At 63.9% G+C, this 21,298-nt stretch carries 25 protein-coding genes; 9 read left to right on the top strand and 16 right to left on the bottom strand.

All coding sequences use genetic code 11. The features are described 5' to 3' along the window. Positions 1-108 precede the first annotated feature (108 nt). Positions 109-1,215 (top strand): histidinol-phosphate transaminase, encoded by a 1,107-nt coding sequence (gene hisC, locus M1E02_RS16160; protein WP_479375229.1) that lies wholly within the window; start codon positions 109-111, stop codon positions 1,213-1,215. 42 nt (positions 1,216-1,257) lie between these two features. Continuing rightward, the gene (locus M1E02_RS16155; RefSeq protein ID WP_479375228.1) at positions 1,258-2,673 is read left to right on the top strand and encodes an amino acid permease; all 1,416 of its coding nucleotides are present in this window, start codon (positions 1,258-1,260) and stop codon (positions 2,671-2,673) included. A gap of 155 nt (positions 2,674-2,828) precedes the next feature. Here M1E02_RS16155 and M1E02_RS16150 read toward each other — a convergent pair whose 3' ends face one another. Beyond that, the gene (locus M1E02_RS16150) at positions 2,829-3,530 is read right to left on the bottom strand and encodes a hypothetical protein (protein ID WP_479375227.1); all 702 of its coding nucleotides are present in this window, start codon (positions 3,528-3,530) and stop codon (positions 2,829-2,831) included. A 280-nt stretch (positions 3,531-3,810) separates the two neighbouring features. Next, positions 3,811-4,575 (bottom strand): FadR/GntR family transcriptional regulator, encoded by a 765-nt coding sequence (locus M1E02_RS16145; RefSeq protein ID WP_479375226.1) that lies wholly within the window; start codon positions 4,573-4,575, stop codon positions 3,811-3,813. A gap of 95 nt (positions 4,576-4,670) precedes the next feature. Between M1E02_RS16145 and M1E02_RS16140 the strand changes: the two genes are divergently transcribed. From M1E02_RS16140 to M1E02_RS16130, 3 genes are read left to right on the top strand one after another with little or no spacing between them, the layout of a single operon-like run. Continuing rightward, complete coding sequence (locus tag M1E02_RS16140) at positions 4,671-5,549, top strand: carbon-nitrogen hydrolase family protein (RefSeq protein ID WP_479375225.1); 879 nt, start codon at positions 4,671-4,673, stop codon at positions 5,547-5,549. A gap of 9 nt (positions 5,550-5,558) precedes the next feature. Beyond that, on the top strand, positions 5,559-6,908 hold the full coding sequence (locus M1E02_RS16135; RefSeq protein WP_479375224.1) for an APC family permease: 1,350 nt from the start codon (positions 5,559-5,561) through the stop codon (positions 6,906-6,908). Positions 6,909-6,957: 49 nt separating this feature from the next. Next, positions 6,958-7,737, top strand: coding sequence for a carbon-nitrogen hydrolase family protein (locus M1E02_RS16130; protein WP_479375223.1), 780 nt, complete (start codon positions 6,958-6,960; stop codon positions 7,735-7,737). Positions 7,738-7,752: 15 nt separating this feature from the next. Here M1E02_RS16130 and M1E02_RS16125 read toward each other — a convergent pair whose 3' ends face one another. The 9 genes from M1E02_RS16125 to M1E02_RS16085 all read right to left on the bottom strand — a co-directional run bounded on the left by M1E02_RS16125 (position 7,753) and on the right by M1E02_RS16085 (position 13,805). Then, on the bottom strand, positions 7,753-8,250 hold the full coding sequence (locus tag M1E02_RS16125; RefSeq protein ID WP_479375222.1) for a hypothetical protein: 498 nt from the start codon (positions 8,248-8,250) through the stop codon (positions 7,753-7,755). Positions 8,251-8,355: 105 nt separating this feature from the next. Then, entirely contained in the window at positions 8,356-9,597 is a 1,242-nt protein-coding gene (locus M1E02_RS16120) for an MFS transporter (protein WP_479375221.1), read from the bottom strand. A 138-nt stretch (positions 9,598-9,735) separates the two neighbouring features. Next, positions 9,736-9,891: a hypothetical protein gene (locus M1E02_RS16115; RefSeq protein ID WP_479378256.1), complete on the bottom strand. Its 156-nt coding sequence runs from the start codon at positions 9,889-9,891 to the stop codon at positions 9,736-9,738. A 187-nt stretch (positions 9,892-10,078) separates the two neighbouring features. Next, complete coding sequence (locus M1E02_RS16110; RefSeq protein WP_479375220.1) at positions 10,079-10,528, bottom strand: cupredoxin domain-containing protein; 450 nt, start codon at positions 10,526-10,528, stop codon at positions 10,079-10,081. A gap of 56 nt (positions 10,529-10,584) precedes the next feature. Further along, a complete protein-coding gene (locus M1E02_RS16105; RefSeq protein ID WP_479375219.1) occupies positions 10,585-11,226 on the bottom strand; it encodes a hypothetical protein in 642 nt (213 codons plus the stop codon). Between the two features lie 46 nt (positions 11,227-11,272). Further along, positions 11,273-11,971: a sortase domain-containing protein gene (locus M1E02_RS16100; protein WP_479375218.1), complete on the bottom strand. Its 699-nt coding sequence runs from the start codon at positions 11,969-11,971 to the stop codon at positions 11,273-11,275. Between the two features lie 24 nt (positions 11,972-11,995). Continuing rightward, the gene (locus M1E02_RS16095; protein WP_479375217.1) at positions 11,996-12,766 is read right to left on the bottom strand and encodes a hypothetical protein; all 771 of its coding nucleotides are present in this window, start codon (positions 12,764-12,766) and stop codon (positions 11,996-11,998) included. 176 nt (positions 12,767-12,942) lie between these two features. Beyond that, the gene (locus M1E02_RS16090) at positions 12,943-13,416 is read right to left on the bottom strand and encodes a hypothetical protein (protein WP_479375216.1); all 474 of its coding nucleotides are present in this window, start codon (positions 13,414-13,416) and stop codon (positions 12,943-12,945) included. After that, entirely contained in the window at positions 13,413-13,805 is a 393-nt protein-coding gene (locus M1E02_RS16085) for a cupredoxin domain-containing protein (protein WP_479375215.1), read from the bottom strand. Before M1E02_RS16085 ends, M1E02_RS16090 begins: the two co-directional genes overlap by 4 nt. Before the next feature lie 241 nt (positions 13,806-14,046). Between M1E02_RS16085 and M1E02_RS16080 the strand changes: the two genes are divergently transcribed. Further along, on the top strand, positions 14,047-14,745 hold the full coding sequence (locus tag M1E02_RS16080) for a hypothetical protein (RefSeq protein ID WP_479375214.1): 699 nt from the start codon (positions 14,047-14,049) through the stop codon (positions 14,743-14,745). 94 nt (positions 14,746-14,839) lie between these two features. Here the strand turns inward: M1E02_RS16080 and M1E02_RS16075 are convergent, their stop codons facing one another. Then, positions 14,840-16,681 carry a lipase family protein gene (locus tag M1E02_RS16075; protein ID WP_479375213.1) on the bottom strand — a complete coding sequence of 614 codons (1,842 nt, stop codon included), beginning with the start codon at positions 16,679-16,681 and terminating at the stop codon, positions 14,840-14,842. 8 nt (positions 16,682-16,689) lie between these two features. On the opposite strand from M1E02_RS16075, the gene M1E02_RS16070 reads away from it, so the two are divergent. After that, the gene (locus tag M1E02_RS16070) at positions 16,690-16,896 is read left to right on the top strand and encodes a hypothetical protein (RefSeq protein WP_479375212.1); all 207 of its coding nucleotides are present in this window, start codon (positions 16,690-16,692) and stop codon (positions 16,894-16,896) included. Here M1E02_RS16070 and M1E02_RS16065 read toward each other — a convergent pair. From M1E02_RS16065 to M1E02_RS16050, 4 genes are all read right to left on the bottom strand, one after another. Continuing rightward, positions 16,893-17,294, bottom strand: coding sequence for a hypothetical protein (locus M1E02_RS16065; RefSeq protein WP_479375211.1), 402 nt, complete (start codon positions 17,292-17,294; stop codon positions 16,893-16,895). The genes M1E02_RS16070 and M1E02_RS16065 overlap by 4 nt on opposite strands. Positions 17,295-17,387: 93 nt before the next feature. Continuing rightward, on the bottom strand, positions 17,388-17,636 hold the full coding sequence (locus M1E02_RS16060; RefSeq protein ID WP_479378255.1) for a hypothetical protein: 249 nt from the start codon (positions 17,634-17,636) through the stop codon (positions 17,388-17,390). Between the two features lie 82 nt (positions 17,637-17,718). Next, positions 17,719-18,276 carry a hypothetical protein gene (locus tag M1E02_RS16055; RefSeq protein WP_479375210.1) on the bottom strand — a complete coding sequence of 186 codons (558 nt, stop codon included), beginning with the start codon at positions 18,274-18,276 and terminating at the stop codon, positions 17,719-17,721. After that, on the bottom strand, positions 18,273-18,815 hold the full coding sequence (locus tag M1E02_RS16050) for a hypothetical protein (RefSeq protein WP_479375209.1): 543 nt from the start codon (positions 18,813-18,815) through the stop codon (positions 18,273-18,275). The genes M1E02_RS16055 and M1E02_RS16050 overlap by 4 nt, the downstream gene beginning before the upstream one ends. A 337-nt stretch (positions 18,816-19,152) precedes the next feature. Between M1E02_RS16050 and M1E02_RS16045 the strand changes: the two genes are divergently transcribed. Together M1E02_RS16045 and M1E02_RS16040 are read left to right on the top strand one after the other, a co-directional pair. Then, positions 19,153-20,265: a hypothetical protein gene (locus M1E02_RS16045; RefSeq protein ID WP_479375208.1), complete on the top strand. Its 1,113-nt coding sequence runs from the start codon at positions 19,153-19,155 to the stop codon at positions 20,263-20,265. Then, positions 20,262-21,293, top strand: a complete 1,032-nt coding sequence (locus M1E02_RS16040) for a hypothetical protein (protein ID WP_479375207.1) — start codon at positions 20,262-20,264, stop codon at positions 21,291-21,293. The genes M1E02_RS16045 and M1E02_RS16040 overlap by 4 nt, the downstream gene beginning before the upstream one ends. Positions 21,294-21,298 lie beyond the last annotated feature (5 nt).

Raw genomic sequence — 21,298 nt, 5'->3', positions numbered from 1 at the left:
GTTCGGGGTGGGCATATTTTCACCATAAGAAGGAGAAGTTGAGCAGAAGTCCCAAAGGATAGAGCGTATCTTGCAATGTGGGGCAGGTCACTCTCATGATCGATCTTCATGACCAGTGATCAGCTCCTGACCGCACCGGATACCGCGCTTCCCACCCTCCGCGACGCCGTCGCCGGCCTCCCGCCCTACGTCCCGGGCCGGCGCAGCGCCGGCACGGACATCGCGGCCCTCGCGAGCAACGAAAGCCACTACGAGCCGCTTCCAGCGGCCGTGGCTGCGGTGGCCGCGGCGGCGGGGACGATGAACCGCTACCCGGACATGGCCGCCGTCGAACTCCGCGGACGGATTGCCGGCCACCTCGGCGTCACTGCCGACGAGATCGCGGTGGGACCCGGCAGCGTCGGCGTCCTCCAGCAGATCATCACCGGGCTGTGCGACGCCGGGGATGAGGTGATCTTCGCCTGGCGTTCCTTCGAGGCGTATCCCATACTGGTTGAACTTGCAGGTGCCCGGCCGGTCCGTATTCCGCTGGACGACGCTGAGGCTCACGACCTCGATGCCATGGCCGCGGCCGTCACTGCCCGCACCAAGGTGATCCTGCTCTGCACGCCCAACAATCCGACCGGCGTCCCGATCAGCCATGACCGGATCGAGGCCTTCCTGCAGTCCGTCCGCTCCGACATCCTCGTGGTGATCGACGAGGCCTATGTGGAGTACGCCGAGGCGGGCAGCGGCCCTGATTCCCTGGCGCTCTACCGCCAGCACCCGAACGTCTCCATCCTGCGCACCTTCTCGAAGGCCTACGGACTCGCCGGCCTGCGCGTGGGATACGCCGTGGCGGCGCCGGCCATCGCCGAGGGACTGCGCCGGACCGCCCTTCCCTTCGCCGTGAGCGCGCTGGCCCAGAAGGCGGCCATCGCATCGCTGGACGCGGGGGAGGAGATGGAAGCCCGGGTCGACGCCGTCAAGCAGGAGCGCGCACGGATGGCTCCCCAGTTGGAAGCCCAGGGCTGGAAACTGAAGGCGAGCCAGGGCAACTTCCTGTGGATCCGTGCGGATGACCGTCTCCAGTTGAGGCTGCTGGACGCGTTTGACCGCGCTGGCATCATGGTCCGGGCGTACCAGGGCGACGGCGTTCGGATCACCGTTGCCAGCCCCGCATCCAATGACCGTGTTCTCCGGCTCCTGGCAGACCACACTCTGACAAACCACTGACCTCAATCCCAATCCGTTCCACCTACAACCAGAGGAATCCCCATGGAACAACAGACAACGACGTCTGGCCGCCGCGCACTCGGCGCAGCCCTCAAACCCCGCCAGCTCACCATGATGGGGCTCGGAAGCGCCATCGGCGCGGGCCTCTTCATCGGCTCCGGAGCGGGCATTCAGGCTGCCGGCCCGGCGGTGCTGATCTCCTACCTCGTCGCGGGCACCCTCATCATCCTGGTGATGTGGGCCCTCGGCGAAATGGCCGCCGCCAATCCGGACAGCGGAGCCTTCTCCGTCTATACCGCCAAGGCCTACGGGCCGGTGGCCGGTGCCACGGTGGGGTGGCTTTGGTGGCTGCAGCTGGTGGTTGTCATCGCCGCGGAAGCGCTGGGCGCGGCAGGGCTGCTGTCCACCATCTTCCCCGGACTGCCGGTATGGCTGATGGCCTTCGTGTTTATTGTGGTGCTGACGGCAGTGAACCTCACCAGCGTGAAGAACTTCGGCGAGTTCGAGTTCTGGTTCGCTTTGCTCAAGGTGGCGGCCATCGTGGCGTTCCTGTTCGTCGGTGCTGCCCTGCTCTTCGGCTGGCTGCCGGGCGTTCAGTCGCCGGGCCTGGCCAACTTCATGGGAGACGGCTTCGCGCCCAACGGTTTTGCCGGGATTGCCACGGCGCTCTTCGTGGTGGCATTCGCATTCGGCGGCACCGAGATCGTGTCCGTGGCGGCAGCCGAGACCTCGGAGCCGGCGCGCAGTGTGAAGAAAGCAGTCCAGACCGTGCTGTGGCGCATCTTGGTGTTTTATATCGGTGCCATCTTCATTATCGCGGCGGTGGTTCCTGTTGGTTCGGCGGGGCTGAAGAGCCCGTTTGCCGCCGTGTTGGAGGCCGCGGGCATGCCCGGGGCAGCCGCAGCTATCACCCTGGTAGCCGTCGCGGCACTGCTTTCCGCACTCAACGCCAACCTCTACGGTGCCTCCCGGATGGCGTACTCCCTCGCCGAGCGGGGCGAAGCACCACGCCTGCTCGCTTCCGTGTCCAAGGCCCGGGTCCCGGTTGTTGCGGTCCTGGCCAGCGTCGCCTTCGGCGTTGTCACGGTTGTGCTGGAGCTGGCCTTCCCCGAGATGGTCCTTCCCGTCCTGCTCAATATTGTGGGCTCCACCTGCCTTCTGGTGTGGACGTCCGCGCTCCTCGCCCAGCTCGCGCTGCGCCTCCGCGCCGACCGCGACGGGGAGGAGCTTCCCCTTCAGATGGCCGGCTTCCCGTGGCTCACGGGTTTCGGTCTCCTCATCCTCGCGGCGATCTTTACCGTGGGCTTCATCGGCGAGGATTCCCGTCCCCAGCTCCTGAGCACTTTCGGACTCGTGGCGCTTCTTGCGGTGGCGAACTGGCTCAACCACCGCTCGGGCAAGGTTCCGCCCGCCGTCGAATCGCCTGAGGGTGCCAAGCAGTCGGTGCTTATCGACTGAAACAGGTGCTGTGACCCGTTTCGCGGGTTGCGCTTCCTGGAGGGCGCGTCCGGTTTGGCCGGGCGCGCCCTTTGTCGTTTTCAAAAGTTGCCGGCACCAACGACAGGAACTACTTCTTTGGTGCCTCGGTCGCGCCTGCTGCCGGTACCTCGGGATCATTCGATGTGGTCGGCAACTCGGTCCAGTATCTCAGCGGCTGCCCCGAGGTCCGCTTCGGAGAGAGTGCTGCCGGAGGTCTGCACGCTCAGCATTACACCACCCTTTACGGCAGTGATGAACACCGTGGTCTTCTTCTCTCCTGTAGGGAAGTCGACGCTTGTCTGCACCGCAACCGAACCCGGTGTTCTGGTCGGGACCGTCACGTGCTTCCCTGTTGCGTGAATCGGACCCGCGCCCGAACGCATAACAACCCTCGGGCACCTGTCAATCAGGGCGGCCTTGGCGTGGAGGGCCTGCTCCAATCCCGCAGCATCCAGTTCGGAGACAAGGCTGATGGACACTGTCCCCGCCGTCGTCGGCGTGCCGTTAGTCGCAGCAGTGATGGCAGCGTTTTCCGGGAGGTCTAGGACGCTTGTTATGGGCATGTCGGCGCAGTCTGAGGGCTCCGACTCCCACTGCGACATAGCAGCCCTGACCTTGTCGCGCGCCTTTCGTATCTGTTGGGAAGGGACCACGGTGAACTTCTCTCCGTCCCGTGGGCCAAACATGACCAGCTTTGCCAGTTCAGACTCCGAGAAGGCTTCGGACGCGACCGCAGTTGGTGTTGGCTCCGGTGTCTCCGCTGATGCGGCGCAGGCCGTGACCCCGGCGATCAGCATTCCGACAACTGCCGGGACAAGTCTTGGCTGGTTCTTCATTTGTCTCCCGGATGATCGCAACTGCTCGGCCACTACTGGAAGAACCTTAGTGGGCGTAGCCGAGGCGGAACGAAAATCGCGCACAATACGACTCGGCCGCGCTCTAACTACTGGACCGCTTCGATCGCACAAAGGCTAGACAGAACTCGTGAGATGACAAGGGCGAACTGGGCGAGCGTAGCCCTATTTTGTCCGCTGTGGGCGACAGAGTGGTGTTGCCGGTGCCAATCGAAGTATTGTCGTGGTTCGTTCCCGTGGGAGCCAGAAAGCAGCAGCAGAATCAGTCCCGCATCGCGCCAGTGCCGCCCTGCGCCAGCCCCATAAACATCGTCCGGTGCAGGATGTCCACGTGCTTCCGCGACACCTCCACCGCCTCTTCAACATTTCCGGCCCGCAGGGCTGCCACCAGGGCCACATGGTCTTGGTTGGATTTGTGCAGCTTCTCGATGGGGTAGGGGATGAAGTAGTCGTACAGCTCAGCGAGGGTCTCGTGATAAACCTCGACGGCGGTGTCCAGGCACGAAGCCGTCCCCACCAGCTGATGGAACTGCTCGTCCATCCGATGGTAATAGGACCAGTCACTCGACTGCGCCATCTCACGCGTCAGCCGCTCAAGCTCATCCAGCTGCTCAGCCGTGGCGTTGACGGCCGCGTAATGCGTCACTGCGCATTCGAACAACAGCCTGCGGTCCACCAGCCGGTTCACAGCCTGCGACTCAGCCGGGGACGCCGAGAGCTCTGCCAAAACGTCCGTAGGTGGCGAATCAGCCACGAAGGTTCCGCCCGCCCGGCCCCGGCGGCGCACCACCACGCCCTGCTCCGCCAGGCTCGCCAGCGCGCGGCGGGCGGTGATCGGGCTGACCGACAGGCCCAGGGCCACGTCCTCCTGGTCTGGCAGGCGCTCCCCGGGTTTCAGCAGTCCCAGTGAAATCGCCATGCCGATCCGCAGCCGGACGGCGTCGATGGCGCTGCGCCGTTCCAGCCCGGGCATCCTGCCGGCGCCGATGGGAGAGGGCTCGGCGGTGTCCTCCAGCTGACGGGTCATATCCGCTACTTTACGGCCCAAACCTACCCCTTCCCATAATTTGATCATTCTGATCTAATATAAGACACGTCACATCCCCAACGCGGAGATAACCCATGCAACGCGCCCTTCCCCTCATCGCTGCTCAAGCCCGGCCCCGGCTCATCGGCGAGCCCGTCTCGGTCTTTGCGGACGAGGTCAAAGCAGCCCTCCAAGCCCAACCCAATAGCAAGCTGGTGGTCTTCCCCGAGCTGCATCTCTTCGGCGACCAAGACCCGGACCTGCAGCGCACTGAAATGCTCCAGGCAAGTGCCGAACCGCTGGACGGTCCGCGGGTCAAGGAGCTGAAGCAGCTCGCGAAAGACCTCAACATCTGGCTGGTCCCCGGCAGCGTCTGCGAACGCGGACCCGAAGGACAGCTGTTCAACACCCAGCTGGTCCTGTCCCCAGAGGGGGAGCTCGCCGGCTACTACCGGAAGATCTTCCCCTGGCGCCCGTTCGAGCCCTACGACCCCGGCGACAGGTTCACCACAGTGGACCTGCCCGGCATCGGCAGGGTGGGCCTGAACATCTGCTACGACGCCTGGTACCCGGAGGTGTCCCGCCAGCTCGCCTGGATGGGTGCCGACGTGATCCTCAACGTCGTCAAAACCACCACCCCTGACCGCAAACAGGAACTGATCCTCGCCAAGGCGAACGCCATCGTGAACCAGGTGTTTATGGTCAGCGTCAACTGCGCCGGTCCCACAGGCAAGGGCCAAAGTATCATCGTGGACCCCGAGGGCAACACCCTCGCCGAAGCCCCGGACGATCAGCCGCAGCTGCTCACAGCGGAACTGGACCTGGCCGCCGTCGACCGCGTCCGAACCCACGGCACGGAGAACCTCAACCGCCCCTGGTCGCAGTTCCGCGAGGGGGAGCCCGCCGTCGAACTTTCCGTCTACCAAGGCCGGATCAACCCGGCCACCTGGACACCGCCGTCCTACAAGCCCTAAGGAAACACAGTGACAACAACACTCACCCGCACGCTGAAATTGCCCTCGCTGGTCCTGTTCGGCCTGGCGTACCTGACCCCGCTGATTGTGCTGGGGATCTTTGGCATCATCGCCGAATCCACCGGCGGCGCAGCGCCAGCCGCGTACCTTGTGGCGCTCGCGGCCATGCTGTTCACCGCGCACAGCTACGGCCGGATGGCCATCGCCTACCCAGTGGCCGGTTCCGCCTACACCTACGTCCGCCGGTCCATCGATCCCCGGGTGGGGTTCATGGTGGGCTGGGCCATCCTGCTGGACTACCTCTTCCTGCCCATGGTCATCTGGCTGATCGGCGGCTCCTACCTGACCGCGCAGTTCCCCGGAATCCCTATCGGGGTCTGGATCGTGGGCTTCATCGCTATCACCACGGCGTTGAACATCCTGGGCATCAAGGTGGCGGACAAGGCCAATTACGTCCTGATGGCCTTCCAGCTCCTGGTGATCGTGTTCTTTGTGGCCCTGTCCATCGGCAACGTGATGTCAACCTCCGGGGCAGGCGGCCTGGCCAGCACCCAGCCGTTCTTCAACGACACCTCGAGCTTCGCCACCATTTCCGCCGGCGCCGCCATTGCCGCTTACTCGTTCCTCGGTTTCGACGCCGTCACCACGCTCACCGAGGAGACCATCGAACCACGCAAGAACATGCCCAGGGCCATCATGCTCATTGCCCTGATCGGCGGCGGTATCTTCGTGGCGGTATCTTACGTGACCCAGCTGGTCCACCCCGGTGGCGTGTTCGAGGACTCAGCCTCCGCGGCCAGCTCCATCGCCCTGCAGATCGGTGGCCAGCTGTTCGGTGCGGTGTTCCTCGCCGGCCTGGTGGTGGCGCAGTTCGCCTCAGGCATCGCCGCGCAGGCCAGCGCCTCACGGTTGCTGTATGCGATGGGCCGCGACTCGGTTCTGCCCAAGGCGGTCTTCGGCCGGCTCAGCGAGAAGTTCCATACCCCGGTGGTGAACCTGGTGATCACCGGGATCGTGGGCCTGATCGCGATCTTCCTGGACGTGGCGACGTCGACGTCGTTCATCAACTTCGGTGCGTTCACCGCCTTCACGCTGGTTAACGCCTCGGTGGTGTTCCACTATGTGCGCCAGCGCCGTGCCGGGAACCAGCTGAACCCCCTTTCGTACGTGGTGGTTCCGGTGATCGGCGCCCTCATCTGCGCCTACCTGCTCTCCCAGCTGGACAGCAACGCCATTACGCTGGGAGTGTCCTGGCTGGTGCTGGGTGTCCTGGTCCTGGCCCTGATCACACGCGGCTTCAAGGCGGCACCGCCGGAAATGACGGCCACTGAGAAGGTGACGGTTGAGGCGGCCGCCTGAGTCTGGGTATTTCATGCGGGCCGCCGCCTGACTAAGGGAAGGAAAGACCGTGAGGATAGCGCTTGGGCAGCTGGAGTCGGGCTCCGACATCCAGGCCAACCTGGCCGCGATGGACCGGTTCGCCGCCCAGGCAGCGCGCGACGGCGCCGGGCTGGTCGCCTTCCCGGAATACGCCACATACGAGAAGAAGAAGGTGGACGCGACGTTCCCCGAGGTGGCCGAGCCGCTCGACGGTCCCATCTGCCAGGAGCTCGCCAGCACAGCCGGCCGCCACCGCATCGCGTTGGTGGCCGGCGTAGTGGAAACCTCGGAGGAACCCGGCAAGGCGCACAACACCCTGGTGGCATTCGGGCCCGACGGCGACAGGCTCGCTTTCTACCGGAAGATCCACCTCTTCGATGCGCAGGGCTTCGGGGAATCGACGTTCATCAAACCGGGCCCGTCCACCGCTCCGGTGGTGTTCGACCACGGGGGAATGCGGTTCGGCCTTATGACCTGCTACGACCTCAGGTTCCCGGAGCTGGCCAGGTCACTGGCCGACGCCGGCGCGCAGGTTCTGCTGGTCTGCTCGTCCTGGGTGCCGGGCACCCACAAGACGGAGCAGTGGCTGGCCTTGAACGCGGCGCGGGCCATCGAGAACAGCGTGTATTTGGCGGGGGTGTGCCAGGCACCGCCGGTCTCGGTGGGACGGAGCGTTCTGGTTGATCCAATGGGAGTGATTGAGGCTGACCTTGGACTGGAGCCCGTGGTCCGTGCAGTGGATGTCTCACCTGAGACGGTGGCCCGGGTGCGCGAGCTGTTCCCGATGTTCAGGCAACGGAGGTTATAGGCCGGACCTCAACACCTAAGTCGCTGCTTTGCAGAACGGGACGCTGCTGACGCCACAAAGCGTCGCGGAGATGGGCGCTCCTAAATACCAACAGTTCGGCCTTGGCCTGGCCAGACGCATGACGAAAATCTGGACCGGTTCACCGGCCTTTACGTCGACGCTCCTTCCGCATCCCGGAATCGTATACAGGATGTCCCATCCTTGAAGCCCTGCACTGAGGTCCACGTCTCTGCCGTTGCCGTAGCCGCTGCCCGGGCCCAGATACTCCAGCACCCCGTACTTGAGCCCGCGTTCCTCCAGAACCCTGACTCCGCCGTCGCCGGCTAAATCGCCCCACATGCCCGGGACATATCCGGGGTCCACCGTGAAGGGTGCGGGCTCCGGTGCTGTTGTGGGTGCCGATGCTGACGCAGCGGCGCGTGTTGTTTCCTGAGGTCCGGGATAGTCATATGTACAGCTGCACAGGCAAACGGCCAGGGTGAGTGAAGCAATGTACGGCGTCGACGTCCGCATGTGTCGACCTCTGATCGTGATGGTGCAATCGATTCTGTTTCAGAACCTACGCTCATCACAACAAGGAGTACATATGCGTTGGATTGGATCCTCGGGGGATAGCAATTACCGGCCCGTGCCCTCGGTTTCGTCGACCGGCCGCGGCCTCTTCCAGACTGATTCCCGCGGGCCCGGTGGGTAAGCTGCCGTCTTTCCGCCGAAGGTGACCAGCAGGGCGGCGATGACCGGGAGTGCCGCGGCGGCGGGCACAAGCAGCGGGCCGGCCACCACCAAGGCCGCCGAGCCGTAGAGGGCGCCGATGGTGATGCCCAGCTGGATGGTCAGGACCGTGAGGCCGTTGGCAGCATCCTTGTTCTCGCGCCCGGCCCGGAGGATTGCCGACTGGTTGTAGATGCCGATGGCTCCGAGCCCGGCACCCCACACCGTCATGAGCACCAGGGCAAAGGGAAGGCTGCCGCCCACAAAAGGCAAGAGGAGCATCGAGACGGCGACTGCCGCCGTCGTAATCAGGAGCGAACGGCGGGGATGGGAATCAACGGTGAGGCCGGCGATCCAGATGCCGAGCAGGCCGGAGACGCCCAGGACGGTGAGGGCGAGGCTGATGGAGTAGTCGGGCAGGCCGGCGTCGCGGATGTACGGGGCGATGTAGGTGAAGAGCGCGAAGTGGGCCAGGATCATCAGCGGCCATGCAATTGCTATGGGTTTCACCCCGGGTTGGGCGATGGCCTTTCGCAGGGAGGGCCTGGCTTCGCCGGCGGCCCGCCGGGAGGACGGCAGCAGCCAGAAGGCCAGGCCAGCGAGCAACAGGCTGAAGCCGCCGAGGAACAGGAAGGACGCGCGCCAGCCGAGGAGGCCTCCCAGGGCGGTGCCGATGGGCGCCCCGATGGCCAGACCCAGGCTGTTGCCGCTGAAGACGATCGCCAGGGCTTTGCCTACCTTGTGGGCGGGGACCACGCGTGTGACGTAGGGGGCCATGGTGGTCCAGAGCAGTCCGTGGGCCAGGCCACCCACCAGCCTGGCTCCCATCGCTGCGGTGAAGTTGGGGGCGAGGCCCACCAGGGTGTTGCTGAGCGCGAACGTCAGGACGAGAGCCACGAGCAGGGGCCGCCTCGGCACCTTGCCCAGCAGCCGCGCGGCGGGCACCACGGTGACCACGATGACGGCGGCGTAGGCGGCGGCGAGGTAGCCGGCAACCGGCTCGGACACGTTCAGGCCCGTGCTGATCTGGGGGAGCAGGCCGGAGGGGAGAAGTTCGGTGGTGATGGCGGTGAAGGCGATGGTGGCCAGGACCATCATGGCGGCCAGCGGGAAACGCTGGGACGCCGGCGCGGAAATCGCGGAGGACATGGGGGAAGGGGTTCCATTCAAGGGGGAGTGGTTGGAACCGGGCGCTGCTGGCCGAACAATTCCTCCATAAATTTTACCGGATCAATGAGGTGTTCTGCCTGTGAAGTTCAGCACTGTATGCCGCGCTGGCTGCGCGGGTCAGTGGGCGAAACCGAAGGCGACCCTTGCGCTGCGCACACCGGTCCGGAAGCCAAAGCCCAGCGGCTCTCCGCCGGGGTAGCCCGGCACATGGTCAGGGGCGGCGGGCTTGAGCCGGTCGAACTCCTCCCAGGGGTCCCGGTCCTGGTCAGTCATGCTTCCATTATCCCAAGCCCGACGGCGGCTGTCCGGTTGCGCCGTCGTCCATCCCGTAGACGGTGGCCGCGGAGCCTGCGACGGGGATCTCCCGTTATGGGCCCTCAACTTAGGTGAGGGATCCGATCCTCGCTCAGGCCGGGCATGGACCTGCACGCCATAGGACGGGCAAAATCAGGCCGGAGTGTCATTTCACCGTGAGGGTGCCTTTCATGTTGCCGTGGAAGATGCAGTGGTAGGGGTAGCTCCCGGGTTCGATGGGGGCGGTGAAAGTGGTGGTACCGACTTTGGCGATGGCGTCGAAGGCGTTGCCGGTGTCTGCGGTGATGGTGTGCGCTTCGATGTCTTCGTTGGTGACCGTGATTTCCGCTCCGGGGACCACGGTGTCCGTTCCCTGGTATTTGAAGCCCCTGATCAGGATTGTCGCCGGTGTTTCCCCCGGTGTTTCGCCCGGGCCGGAGGCTGAGGGAGCAGGTTCGGTGGTGGCGGCAGGCGCTGACGGGAACTGTTCGGTCAATGTGGGGACAGCGGTCGTTTCGGACCCGGACATGCCGGGGTTGCTGCAACCGGACACAACCAGCGCAAGTACTGCTGCCGCGAGTCCGAGTGCGCCGGCGGTCCTGATGGGTGCTTTCATGGGTGAACCTTTCATGGGTGCCACCTGGAGTGTGTTGTTGTGTGGAGAGATAGGTGTCAGGAGTGTTCAATCCAGCAGGCGAGGATGGTGGTGGAGAGCTGGTAGGCGAGGGCGTTCCTGGTGATGTTGTCCGGGCCCAGGCTGGCGGGCAGGTCGGTGGCGTCCACCTGAAGGATGAAGCTGTCTTTTTGGAAGACCGCTGATCCGTCTGCGGTTTCGTAGGCGGGGAAGCCTAGGTTCGCGAGGCCTTCGATGGGCTTGGCGTCTACTGCAAGGGCCTGCATCGCATCGAAGTAGGTCAGTGCTGTGGCCTTGTTCTTGGCTTCCTTGACCGAGATGACCAGGTCGCCTTCATCCAGGTGGTAGGTGCAGGTGAAGGTGCTGTCGGCCCAGTCATTGATGGTGTGCGGGTCCTGTTCAAGGTCCAGGATTGCGGTGAGACGGTCCATGGGTTGGTCCCCGCACACCATCCTGGCGGCTTCGCTGGGACCCTCAATCCCGGTGGCACCAGGTGAGGATGATCCGCCATGGTGTCCGCCGCCGTGGCTTCCGGTGTGCCCGGCGTCAGGTGTTGCTGCTGCCGGGGGCTGCGTCGAAACGTTGGACTGTGCGGTGACGGATCCGGCCGCTGTGGCGCAGCCGGAGAGCAGCAGCGCGGACAGGGCCAGGGAGGCCAGCAAGGGTGGGTGCTGTTTCATGGCTCTTCCATCCTGGCCGCCCACCTTTGGGGGTGGAGGGCCGTTGTCATGCTTTGAGGGTGGCGTAGATGACGTAGTTATCGTCGAATTCCCCGGTGGCGGGGTCGTAGCCGTCGCAGGTGATCAGGCGGAGTTCGGCGGCGCCGGTGTTGCCGTAGACCTCGAAGGTGGGGAACTCGTTCTTGGGGTAGAGGGCGCCGCGGTCAACGGTGAACACGGCGATGCTGCCGTCGATTCGGGAGATGGTGATTTCAGCGCCAGGGGTGAGTTTTCTCAGTTCAGCGAAGACACCCTTGTTGCCGCCCAGGGCATTGACGTGGCCCAGCAGGACTGATGGTCCGCGTTCGCCGGGGGTGGGGGAACCGTCGTACCAGCTGGCTGGTGCGCCGTTGCCGGTGTCCTGTGGGACTTTCAGGGAGCCGTTATCCTCCAGTCCCAGGTGGATTAGGTCGGTCCGGACCGAGATGGAGGGAATGTTCAGGGTGACGGGAGCCGAAGCGGCCATGACCGGGGGAAGCTGCTGTGCAACCGCGGCGGGTGCAGCGGGTGCAGCGGGTGCCGGGGCGGCCGCGGACGGGGGAGCGCTGGGAGCGGCAGGCGCAGCAGGGGATAAGACCGAGGCCGGAGGTGTCGACCCAGCATCCGCGGTTGTGGTGGCGCAGCCGGCCAGGGACAGAGCGAGCAGAGCCCCGGCCGCCGTGGCGGCCAGGGGGCCTCCACGGTGGCCGAGGTTCTTGGTTGTCACTGTATCGATCCGCTCAGCCGGTGCTTAGGCTGCTGCGTTGCGGCGCCGGACGACATACGCTCCGCCGACGAGGGCGATCAGGGCAAAGCCCGAACCGAGGGCGACGGCTCCGGTGTCAGTGCCGGTTTCGGTGGAGACACCGGTTGCTGCGCCGCCGGCGGGCATTTTCATCTGCCCGGCCGTCAAGGTTCCGCACAGTGCTGGGGAGGTGGCGGCCAGCGGAAGGGTCGGTGCTAGGTCGCTCTTTGCGGCCTGCCCTGCCGCGCTGAGGGTTGCCGGGTCAAGGCCGTGAACGACGACCACTGCGGTGCCTGCTTCCAGGGCTGCCTTGGTCTCGGCGTTCAGTTCGAAGGTGCGGTCAACGGTGTAAGCGGCTCCCTGGCCGCCGACCTTCAGGTCAAGGCCTGCTGCCGGGCTGGTGTCGCCGCTGGTAGAGAGGGTGGTGACGATGCCGCCGTAGGACGGGGCGCCTTCGGTGGTAGAGATGACCTGGTCGCCGTCCTTGTCCGCGGACGGGTCCGGGCACACGCCCTGGGCTCCGCCGTGGATGTGCTGGACGTGCGGGTACGGGGCGTCCATGAAGGTCGCGGGCATGCCCGACACGTTCAGTACCACGTGGGCCTGATTGCCAGTGACATCAACAGTGATGCTGCCCGAGCCTGCGCTGCCGTTGAGCTGGCCCAGGGTGGACTGGTAATGGTCGGAGCCGTCGTGGGCCATTGCGGGGGCGCCGGAGAGGGCAAGAGCGCCCAAAGCGAGAGTGGGGACTGCCATAAAGCGGAGTGTCTTATTCATTAGGAAAATCTCCTCATACACGGGTGTGATGTTGGTGCCCCGGAAAAGGGGACAACAGTACTTCGCACCAACTCCAGAAAAGGATGGGTACCGATGTGGCAGGGTTCACATATTTCTCCGCGCCAGTTGCGTGCGGGTGGACCGGAGGTGCCTTCCGGCGGCCACCAGAGGAAGAGTCAGGCAGCCGGAGCGCCGCGGCGCCGGCCCCGGGAAACCCGCCCTGATCCAGCCCGGCTCTTGTGTAGCAGGGCGTACCCGGTTGCCGCCAGGGCGCCTGCGGCTGCTTCGGCGAGGGCAGTGATGACCTTGGCCGTGTACCAGACGGGCTCATACATTGACGGCAGCGGGCCGATAGCAGGGACCTGGACATACCGGTAAAGGAGGACCGCGGCCAAGGACGACAACGCCACCACGGCGGCGGCAGCGAAAGCCATGCGGGATCCCTTGATTAGCACGAGTACCGCTGCCAGGGCGGCGGCGCCGGCCTGGACCAAAAACGTGGTGCCCTGGCCGAAGCCGCCCGGGGCCGCCTGCTGATAGCCCGGTGCAAGCTGAACATGGATGACGGCACTGACCACCAGGGATGCCGCGACGCCGACGCGCAATATCCACAGAATCAGGTCGCGCTGGCTCAGGTCCGGGCGGTTCATTTCACGACCAGCGTCCCGGTCATCTGCGGATGGAAGGTGCAGATAATGTCGTACTCACCCGGGGTACCCGGCGCCGGGAAAGTCACCGTCCCACCACCCGGGACCTCAATATCGAACCCGCCGTCATCCTTGACCGTGAGCGTATGCGGGGCGCTGTCCCCGTTCGTCACCGTCACCATCGCTCCTGGCTTCACCGACGCCGGCACCTCATACTTGAAATCCTTAATCGTGATGGCCGCTGCGCCGGCCTGGGCCGAGCCACCAACTGACGGGGCGCCGGAACTGGCCGCAGGCGGGACGGACGAGTCCCCAGTCTGGGCTGCACACCCCGTGATGCCTGCCAGGGAAACGGCCGCGGCGACGGCCCACATACGGGTAATGGTTTTCATGACAATCCCCTTCACCGGGGTTCTCCTCCACACACCGGACGGCGCGCCCATCAGGAAACTACCCCACGCAGCCTATTCGTCACCCGGGCCCGCACGGACTGCCGCATGCGCCAGAAGCCTCCCCGACAGGCCGGCGCGGCCAACGAGAGGGGTAGACGCCTCCACCCATCCCCAATGTGTTGTGGCGCGAATCACATAAGACCGCCGAATCCTCGGTGGCCCCGTGATAGGGAGCGAAAACATGAAAAGAAAATCCAGCCTGGTTCTTGGCGGAGCGGCAGCAGTGGTCATCACCGCGGTGTCGATGGGTGCAGGCCCCGTCCTGGCCAACAACGGCAATGCGTCAGATAAGTCGGTGACGCTCACAGCTATGCTTCATGAGTTGAACGGTTCCGGTGCTTCCGGAACCGCCACCGCCGTGGTGAAAAACCAGAAGATCGAACACATCGAGGTCCATGCTGAAGGCCTGACCCCGGACGCGCCCCACGCCCAGCACATCCACTACGGCAACCAGGCCCTGAACGAGTGCCCGACCCTGGCTCTGGACGAAAACTGGGACGGGCGCATCAACACCGTTGAAGGGATACCCGCCTACGGGCCTGTCGTCGTGTCGCTGAACACGACCGGGGACACCACCCCCGACAGTTTCTTGGACGTCACCCGGTTCCCTGTCGCCCATGACGGGATCTTCAACTACAGCCGGGACAACATCGAATTCACCGACGTCGCCGGAACCGGCTACCCCGGTCCAGACGGACTCGGCACCGCCAAGGAAATCGCCGATTCCATCCGGGCCGGCGAAGCCGTCCTGGTCATCCACGGCCTGGACTACGACGGCAATGGCACCTACAACTTCAGTGACCCCGAAGGTGGAAGCGAACTAAACCCGGCTCTGCCCGCTGAAGCAACAGATCCGGCCGCCTGCGGCGTCCTGCGCTAACGCCCTGAACGGACTGGCCGCTGCTGGGGCGGCCAGACCCGTCGACTGTCGGTTAGCTTTTTTCGACTCGATGGGCGCGTCCTATGCAGAACCGCTATGCAGTCCGCCGGGCGGCAAGCGGAGTGATTCCGATCCCCCGGAAACTTTCAGAAAACAGGACGACGGCGATCAGGACGCCCACCAGCGTTGCGCTTGTTCCTGCTACGAAAAAGAGCGGTACCAGCGTGGCAACGCAGGCACCGGCAATGTACAGGTACACGCCGCGCCAAGGTTTCCCTGTTTTCTTACCTGGCCGGTTGCGGGCGAGGTCTCCGGGTTTGCCGTGAGGCCTCCTCCGTGCTTCTTTTCGTCGGCGTTCCACCATTCCATGGCAACTCCGCCAGAGTGGACCGTTGAGTATGGCGATGTAGACACCCGCAATAACGGCAGCGAAAATGCCCAGAACCAACCAGTCCCCGGCGGCAGCCCAGCTAAAACCCGAGGCGTTGCAGAGCCATACGGACCACCAAGGTCCGGGTTCATCCTCGCTGGTGCTGCATTGCAGTAGAGTCCCCGCCCAGTCAAACGACTTAAGTTTGAACAGCAATGCGGGAGCCATTCCTATCCCTGCACCGATTGACAGGGCACGTGCGGCGGTAAGGCTTTTGACCAGGACACGGTGCGGTTTCAGCCTGCGGTCACCCTGGTCGCCGATAGGCACAGCGTGTTCGGGCGGCCGCGGCCTACCATCATGCACCGCCTTGGCCGGGAGGATTAGCCGGGCAATGGGGTCGATGACTTCGATGCGGTTTCGGGAGTAGACAATGTGATCGTAAATGACTGCAGCGCGGTTGTAGACAGGATGCTCTTCAGGGCCGGGACCCGCTTCTTCCGGATTGTCCCGATCGAAAACCTTCTTGAACACGGGGGTGGTCCCGTTGAGATCGGTACTGATCGGTCCGGCCGGAACGAAGTCGAACTTTCCCCACATGTTGATCCAGCGGATATTTGTATTCTTCATCCAGTCGTCTACCGGATCTGTCCCGGACCCGCCCCATCGGGCGTAGCCGAGCAGGCTGAGCCCGCTGCCGACGGTCACAAAGTTTGTGACCGTCGCAATCCTGCCGTTCTTGCCGTGCTGGAAAAGAACCTGCCCCGCCACCGCGGCCCCCTGGCTGTGGGCCACCAGTGTGACGGGAATATTCTGGTTCCCCCACGGCGCCAGGGTCTGGCGGATCCGCTGCCGCATGGCCGCGGCCTGAAGTGGACGGCGCTTCCAGACCTGCGGGTCGCCCAGAAAATCCGCGAAGAGTGCCACGAAAGCGCCGACAAAACGTCCGATTCCTGGAACATTCGCAAGCAATATCAGTACGCCGAGAAGGACGAGTGCCGGAACGAGAAGAATAAAACCGACCACGGCCGCCACTGTGCACAGGACGATTTGCTGGAGCCTTTTTAGGAACCAGAATGGGTTCTTCAAGGAGATGCGTCCCGGGTAAAGGTTCCACCACAAAAGATACATTGACCGGTCGAATACTCGTGGGGCCATCTTCCAGCCCCACCAATAGGTGTCGTTGGCCGTGGCTGGTGCAAAATCTGCGCCCCAGGAGGCTTCAGTCATGAGGATGGATGTATAAAGGGGCTCTTTTCCTTGCTCATGTTCCCGGAGGACCCACATGCGCATTTCAGGGGTGTCACCAACCGCTGTGGCTTTATCGATGATCAGCGGCGCACATGCACTGTTGGGCACATCATCCAATGAGAAATCGCTGAGGCTCTGTGCCAACGGCTGTGCCCACTCTTGCAGCGTTCCGCCCTTGAGTGCTTTGCCCATGCCGTGAACAAAGACCACAACATGGTCCGGCGGCTTGACTTGCTCGCTGCTGGAGCCCGGCGCCTGACCACTTGCGCTGCAATTTCCCAGGAGTTTTACGAGCAAATCTTTGGGCCACAACATAGCTAATAATGCTGCATGAATTTGCGCTGAGAAAAGATGAAATGGAAGCTGATTTTTCAGCTTTCAAATTCGCTGCCGACGGCGGCGCTCCGGTGTCGCCGCCGTCGTCGATCCTAAACGGCCGCGTGGCAGTTCCTGCTGAGCGTGACCCGGAGCGCATCCCGGAAGGTCAGCCTGTCCGCCGGCACCACTATGGCATCGCTTTCTGCTTCTAGAAGTATTCGTTCGGATTTGCAGTAGCAGAGAGGACGCACAGCGCAATGACTGTTAGCGTAACCGCGGATAGGACGGCGAGGGGCCACCAGTTGGCGAGCGGTCGGCTCGTTTTGTGATGCCGTAAGGCCACGTTCAGGGACACTACAAAGAACGGGGTAAAAAGAACGATGAAGAAGATGCTGGCATATAGGAGGTCCCCTTCGTAGCAGCCCGAACCCAACGTCTCCGGCGTGCATTCCATCCGGGAAGGGTAATACCCGAGGGCGAATCCAAAGAAAGCTGCAGCCGGCACGCAAATTACTGCCCCGATCAGTGACAGAGCGATTGACCATTTTTGCGCGGCGGTAAGGCGCGGACTGACTCCCAGCCCGGACGTCCCTTGCACGCTGTTCTTCACTTCGTTTGTCCCCCAAAAATCCGTTCTTAGCCTTGCCGAGGCTAGCAGAGCGACTCCGGCTGGATCCTGGCAGGCGCGCTCGGGTACCATCCGCTACCGGGCAGAGTCGCTCGAGCGCAGAGCGCATTCAGCGACACCTGAGTGACCGTTCTGCCGACGTGGAGACACTCGTGCCAGCGCATAAACGGCGAGCCCGAAGGCCACGCGTGCCCTGCGAACACCGGTCCGGAAGCCAAAGCCCATTGGCTCTCCGCCGGGGTAGCCTGGCACACGATCCGGGGCAGCGGGCTTAAGCCGGTCGAACTCCTCCCAGGGGTCCCGGTCCTGATCCTGATCGGTCATGAATCCATTATCCCAAGCCCGACGGCGGCGGTCCGGCTCACCACGACGACGGCGGACTGAGGCCACGCTCACAGGAGCCCTTTCACATGTCTTCGGCTGCAGCCAATAATCGGTCGAAGCTCTCAATCCCGTAATCGGGAGGAGTGACGGTCAGGACCACTCGGGTTGTTGTGGTGACTTTTGCATTCCACTTTGCAGCAGGATCCCCAGCCTGCTGCGAGCGTTTCTGGATGACGCGGAGGTCAATCCCTGAGAGCCCGTTGATGTTCAGCGGGAGTCTGTTCCCGGACTCGATCAGATCCTGAAAATCCTCGATTGAAAGCTGGTCCTTCGGGTTGCCGGTGACTTGGAGGATGGTCTCGTTCACGTCGGCCGTCAGTTCCTGAAGGAACTGGGTTTCATTGGAGAATTTGGTCCTGACCGACACTGTGGTGGACAAGGCTGCAAATAGGACGGTAAACAGGAACAGAGCTACGGGGTTCCTGAGAAAAGGAACGGGAATCATCAGGAGCAGGCACACAACCAGTCCCAACAGGCCGCTTCCGATGAGTCGGCTGAAAGCTTCCTGGCCTGGCCTCCCGCTCCACTGTTCGGATGTGAAGGTGGCGAGAACTCTCCGCTCGGGTGTCGAAAGTGTCATGGCTGGATACCTTTTACTTCCAGTAGGGCCTCGGCCAGGAAGATGGCCTCCCGTGCTTCCCGAAGGGCATCCCGCAGGCGGGCGTCCGGGACGGCGGTAATGGCCCTGTCAGCGGTGCCGGAGAGTTCAGCGATGGCCTTGTTGAGATTTTCCCGGTCCTGCGACACGACCCGGGACGAGTGGAGCTTCGCCCTGCTTTTCTCCAATTCGACGAGCGACTTATCAATGACGTTTGTGCGCTCGCGGATAACGGCGATGTGCTCATCGATCCGTCGCGTCCGGTTCCGGAACAGAATCTCCATCCGGACGGCGGCGTCGTTCAGTTCGCTGAGGGCGCGGTATCCGGCTGGTCGCCCGCTGTGCCTGTCCAGCAGATCGGTGACACGCCCTCTCCGCTGGCTCCACAGCTGAAGACCGGTGATGTTTTGCCTGAACAGCACCAGCACGATGTCCAGCGACCTATCCAGCAGGTCCCTCCGCCTCTCGAGATTGGCGGTGGCAGAGTCGAGCCGCTCGATGAACCCCTCGTAATTGTCCATTGCCCGCCCTTCCCACGGGAACTGCGACGGTTCCTTTCCAGCAGCCCGAACTGAATCAAGACCCCATAGGGTAAGTCCGGTGCCCCGACTCAATGCCTCGTTCTCTCCACCCTTCGGATTTCAATTTTCCGCCCGGGAGAGGGCCATTGCCAGCCCCCTGCCGGGCAGGCGGATCTGGGGTCGCCCAGCAAGCGCTGAGCGCAGCCGTCCGGCAAGTTTCCCGGAGACCCCGCTGGTCCTCGTCCAGGGCCGAGGCCAGGAACATTCCCCCAAATGGGGGAAGGCATTCACTCAACACGGTGAGTCACAGGAGAGGAATACTCCGAAGACTGGAGGCATGGAAACAACCAATCAACGGCACATCCCGTCCGGGCCCACAAGAAAGCGCCGCTCGCACACCAGCGCTGCCCGCTCTGCTCTGTACGGCTCCATCCTCTACCTCCTGGCAGTGCTGGCCTGGCTTCTGAGTGGCCGGCCATTTCCGATGGGTGCCGGCGATGCCGTTCACGCGGACGGAAGCTGGCTCTCCTGGCTGGGCTGGCCGGCAGCGGCAATCCTCCTGGTCACCCTCGCGGCGGCAGCCATTGCAGTAGCGGGCATGATCATCAATCAGAGCCGGCGCAGGGATGGCATGGTCTCAGCAGCAACCGTCAAAATGGCGGGCATCTACTCCCTTGTCCTGCTGTCCGTGAGCTTGCTCCTTGTAGCGGACCAGAGGGTTCTGATGCTGCTCGGATACCTGCCCATGGTTCTCTTCGGCTGGTTCCACGAACCATTCCGGGACGCCATGCTAAATTTCGACTGGCCTCCGGTGATCCACCAGGCGCTGGTCCTCGGCGCGGCGGCGTTCTGGGTAAGGCTCGCGTTCCTGCTCCGTCGGGCTGCCCGCCCCGCGACACCGCCGCCCCTGGCGTCATTTGCCGGCAGATGGGGCGCAATGGCCGCCGGGTTCGCCGTCGCCGTCCCCCTTGTTTATGCGACCACAAGGCTTTTCTGGGCGGCCGGCGTTCCCCTGGGCATCACCGACGCATTCCTGGCGGAGCTGAAGGCGAGCCGGCTGGAGCCGGCGGAACTGACTCTGGCCGGAATGGCCATCGCCGGTGCCCTGCTGACGATGGGGCTGACACAGCGCTGGGGTGAAATTTTCCCGCGGTGGATGCCCGGGCTGGCCGGCAGGCCTGTACCTGTCGCCATGGCAGTGGTGCCGGCAGCCATCGTCTCGCTCGCCATATTCTCTGCAGGGGTCCCCGTCCTGGCCGGCGCCTTTGAGATGCTCCAAGGAAGGGACGAGCAGGCAGCGGAAAACTTCCTGGGAGCAGTAGGCCCCATGCTGTTATGGATTCCCTGGGCACTGGCTCTGGCGTTGGCCACCTATGCGTACTGGCTGCGCCGCACCTCGGCAACACCATTCGAGTCCTCGCCCTCTGCAGAGCAGGAAGCAAAACAATGAAAACAATCAAGGGAAATGCTGCAGCGCTCCTGGGCATGGAGCTCCTGTATCTGGTGGCCAGCGCCGCCTGGCTGGCCAGCGGGCATGGATTCGCCGTGAACAGCGCCCCGTTCGCCGCCGGCAACCGGAGCTTCCTCCCCACAGAGGCGGTGGGCACCCTGTTGCTGGTGCTTGCCGCGACGGGGGCACTGATCGCGGTGCCGGTACTGCGGGGAGTCAGCGGGGTGGGGATCAAGTGGGCAGCGGTGGCGATGACCGCAGTTTCGCTGCTCATGGCCCTCGTGATCGTCGGTGACACGCGCCTGCTGGCCATGCTGGGTTACCTGCCCTTGATCCTGATGATCGCCGTCGGGGCTGCACCAGGAACACTGCCCGGTGCCGAACAGCTGGCCCTTCCGGACCTCACGCATCAGTTGCTGCTCTTCGTTCTGGCCGGCATGTGGTTCCTGCTGACTTTCAGGCTGAGCCATCAAGCTCCCGCTCATGGCGGCCGGACAACCCCAGGCGGAATCGGCCGCCTGGTGCTCAGGCATCGAGTGGCAATCACAGTACTGGCGGCAGCCATCCCGGCACTGTACGCCGTGACCCGTTTCTTCTGGGCCGCGGGAATCCCCCTGGGCATCCGTGCGCAAGAAGCAGAGCAGATGCTGGCTGCGGGAGGTGCGAACTCTGCCTTGGGTCTGGCCACCATGGCCACTCTCGGCGTACTGCTGACTCTGGGGCTGATCCAGCGCTGGGGCAGGCGGTGGCCCCATTGGGTGCCGTCGGCTGGTGGCAGGCCTGTTCCGGTTGGCCTTGCAGTGGTGCCGGCGGGCCTTGTTGCGATGATCCTGGTCCCTGCCGGCACGGACATGTTCAGGCTCGCCTTTGCGGCGCCGGGCGGCGATGGCATTCCGCCCTTCAGCTGGGACAACTGGGCAATTCTTGGGCCGATTCTGCTCTTGCATGTGTGGGCTGTTGCCTTGGCCTCTGCAGCCTACGGCTACTGGCTGATGCGCCGCGGCGACGTGACTGACCGTCCGAAATAGCAAAG

It is taken from the genome of Arthrobacter sp. Z5-13, assembly GCF_056499105.1.
Note: the sequence above shows the minus strand (reverse complement) of the source record. Positions and strands in the feature narration are given on the sequence as shown.

Bases quoted from the DNA above. Each gene is read 5' to 3' on its own strand.
- hisC (WP_479375229.1), top strand. From the start codon at position 109: ATGACCAGTGATCAGCTCCTGACCGCACCGGATACCGCGCTTCCCACC.
- M1E02_RS16155 (WP_479375228.1), top strand. From the start codon at position 1,258: ATGGAACAACAGACAACGACGTCTGGCCGCCGCGCACTCGGCGCAGCC.
- M1E02_RS16150 (WP_479375227.1), bottom strand. From the start codon at position 3,530: ATGAAGAACCAGCCAAGACTTGTCCCGGCAGTTGTCGGAATGCTGATC.
- M1E02_RS16145 (WP_479375226.1), bottom strand. From the start codon at position 4,575: ATGACCCGTCAGCTGGAGGACACCGCCGAGCCCTCTCCCATCGGCGCC.
- M1E02_RS16140 (WP_479375225.1), top strand. From the start codon at position 4,671: ATGCAACGCGCCCTTCCCCTCATCGCTGCTCAAGCCCGGCCCCGGCTC.
- M1E02_RS16125 (WP_479375222.1), bottom strand. From the start codon at position 8,250: ATGCGGACGTCGACGCCGTACATTGCTTCACTCACCCTGGCCGTTTGC.
- M1E02_RS16120 (WP_479375221.1), bottom strand. From the start codon at position 9,597: ATGTCCTCCGCGATTTCCGCGCCGGCGTCCCAGCGTTTCCCGCTGGCC.
- M1E02_RS16115 (WP_479378256.1), bottom strand. From the start codon at position 9,891: ATGACTGACCAGGACCGGGACCCCTGGGAGGAGTTCGACCGGCTCAAG.
- M1E02_RS16110 (WP_479375220.1), bottom strand. From the start codon at position 10,528: ATGAAAGCACCCATCAGGACCGCCGGCGCACTCGGACTCGCGGCAGCA.
- M1E02_RS16105 (WP_479375219.1), bottom strand. From the start codon at position 11,226: ATGAAACAGCACCCACCCTTGCTGGCCTCCCTGGCCCTGTCCGCGCTG.
- M1E02_RS16095 (WP_479375217.1), bottom strand. From the start codon at position 12,766: ATGAATAAGACACTCCGCTTTATGGCAGTCCCCACTCTCGCTTTGGGC.
- M1E02_RS16090 (WP_479375216.1), bottom strand. From the start codon at position 13,416: ATGAACCGCCCGGACCTGAGCCAGCGCGACCTGATTCTGTGGATATTG.
- M1E02_RS16085 (WP_479375215.1), bottom strand. From the start codon at position 13,805: ATGAAAACCATTACCCGTATGTGGGCCGTCGCCGCGGCCGTTTCCCTG.
- M1E02_RS16080 (WP_479375214.1), top strand. From the start codon at position 14,047: ATGAAAAGAAAATCCAGCCTGGTTCTTGGCGGAGCGGCAGCAGTGGTC.
- M1E02_RS16075 (WP_479375213.1), bottom strand. From the start codon at position 16,681: ATGTTGTGGCCCAAAGATTTGCTCGTAAAACTCCTGGGAAATTGCAGC.
- M1E02_RS16070 (WP_479375212.1), top strand. From the start codon at position 16,690: ATGCTGCATGAATTTGCGCTGAGAAAAGATGAAATGGAAGCTGATTTT.
- M1E02_RS16060 (WP_479378255.1), bottom strand. From the start codon at position 17,636: ATGACCGATCAGGATCAGGACCGGGACCCCTGGGAGGAGTTCGACCGG.
- M1E02_RS16055 (WP_479375210.1), bottom strand. From the start codon at position 18,276: ATGACACTTTCGACACCCGAGCGGAGAGTTCTCGCCACCTTCACATCC.
- M1E02_RS16050 (WP_479375209.1), bottom strand. From the start codon at position 18,815: ATGGACAATTACGAGGGGTTCATCGAGCGGCTCGACTCTGCCACCGCC.
- M1E02_RS16045 (WP_479375208.1), top strand. From the start codon at position 19,153: ATGGAAACAACCAATCAACGGCACATCCCGTCCGGGCCCACAAGAAAG.
- M1E02_RS16040 (WP_479375207.1), top strand. From the start codon at position 20,262: ATGAAAACAATCAAGGGAAATGCTGCAGCGCTCCTGGGCATGGAGCTC.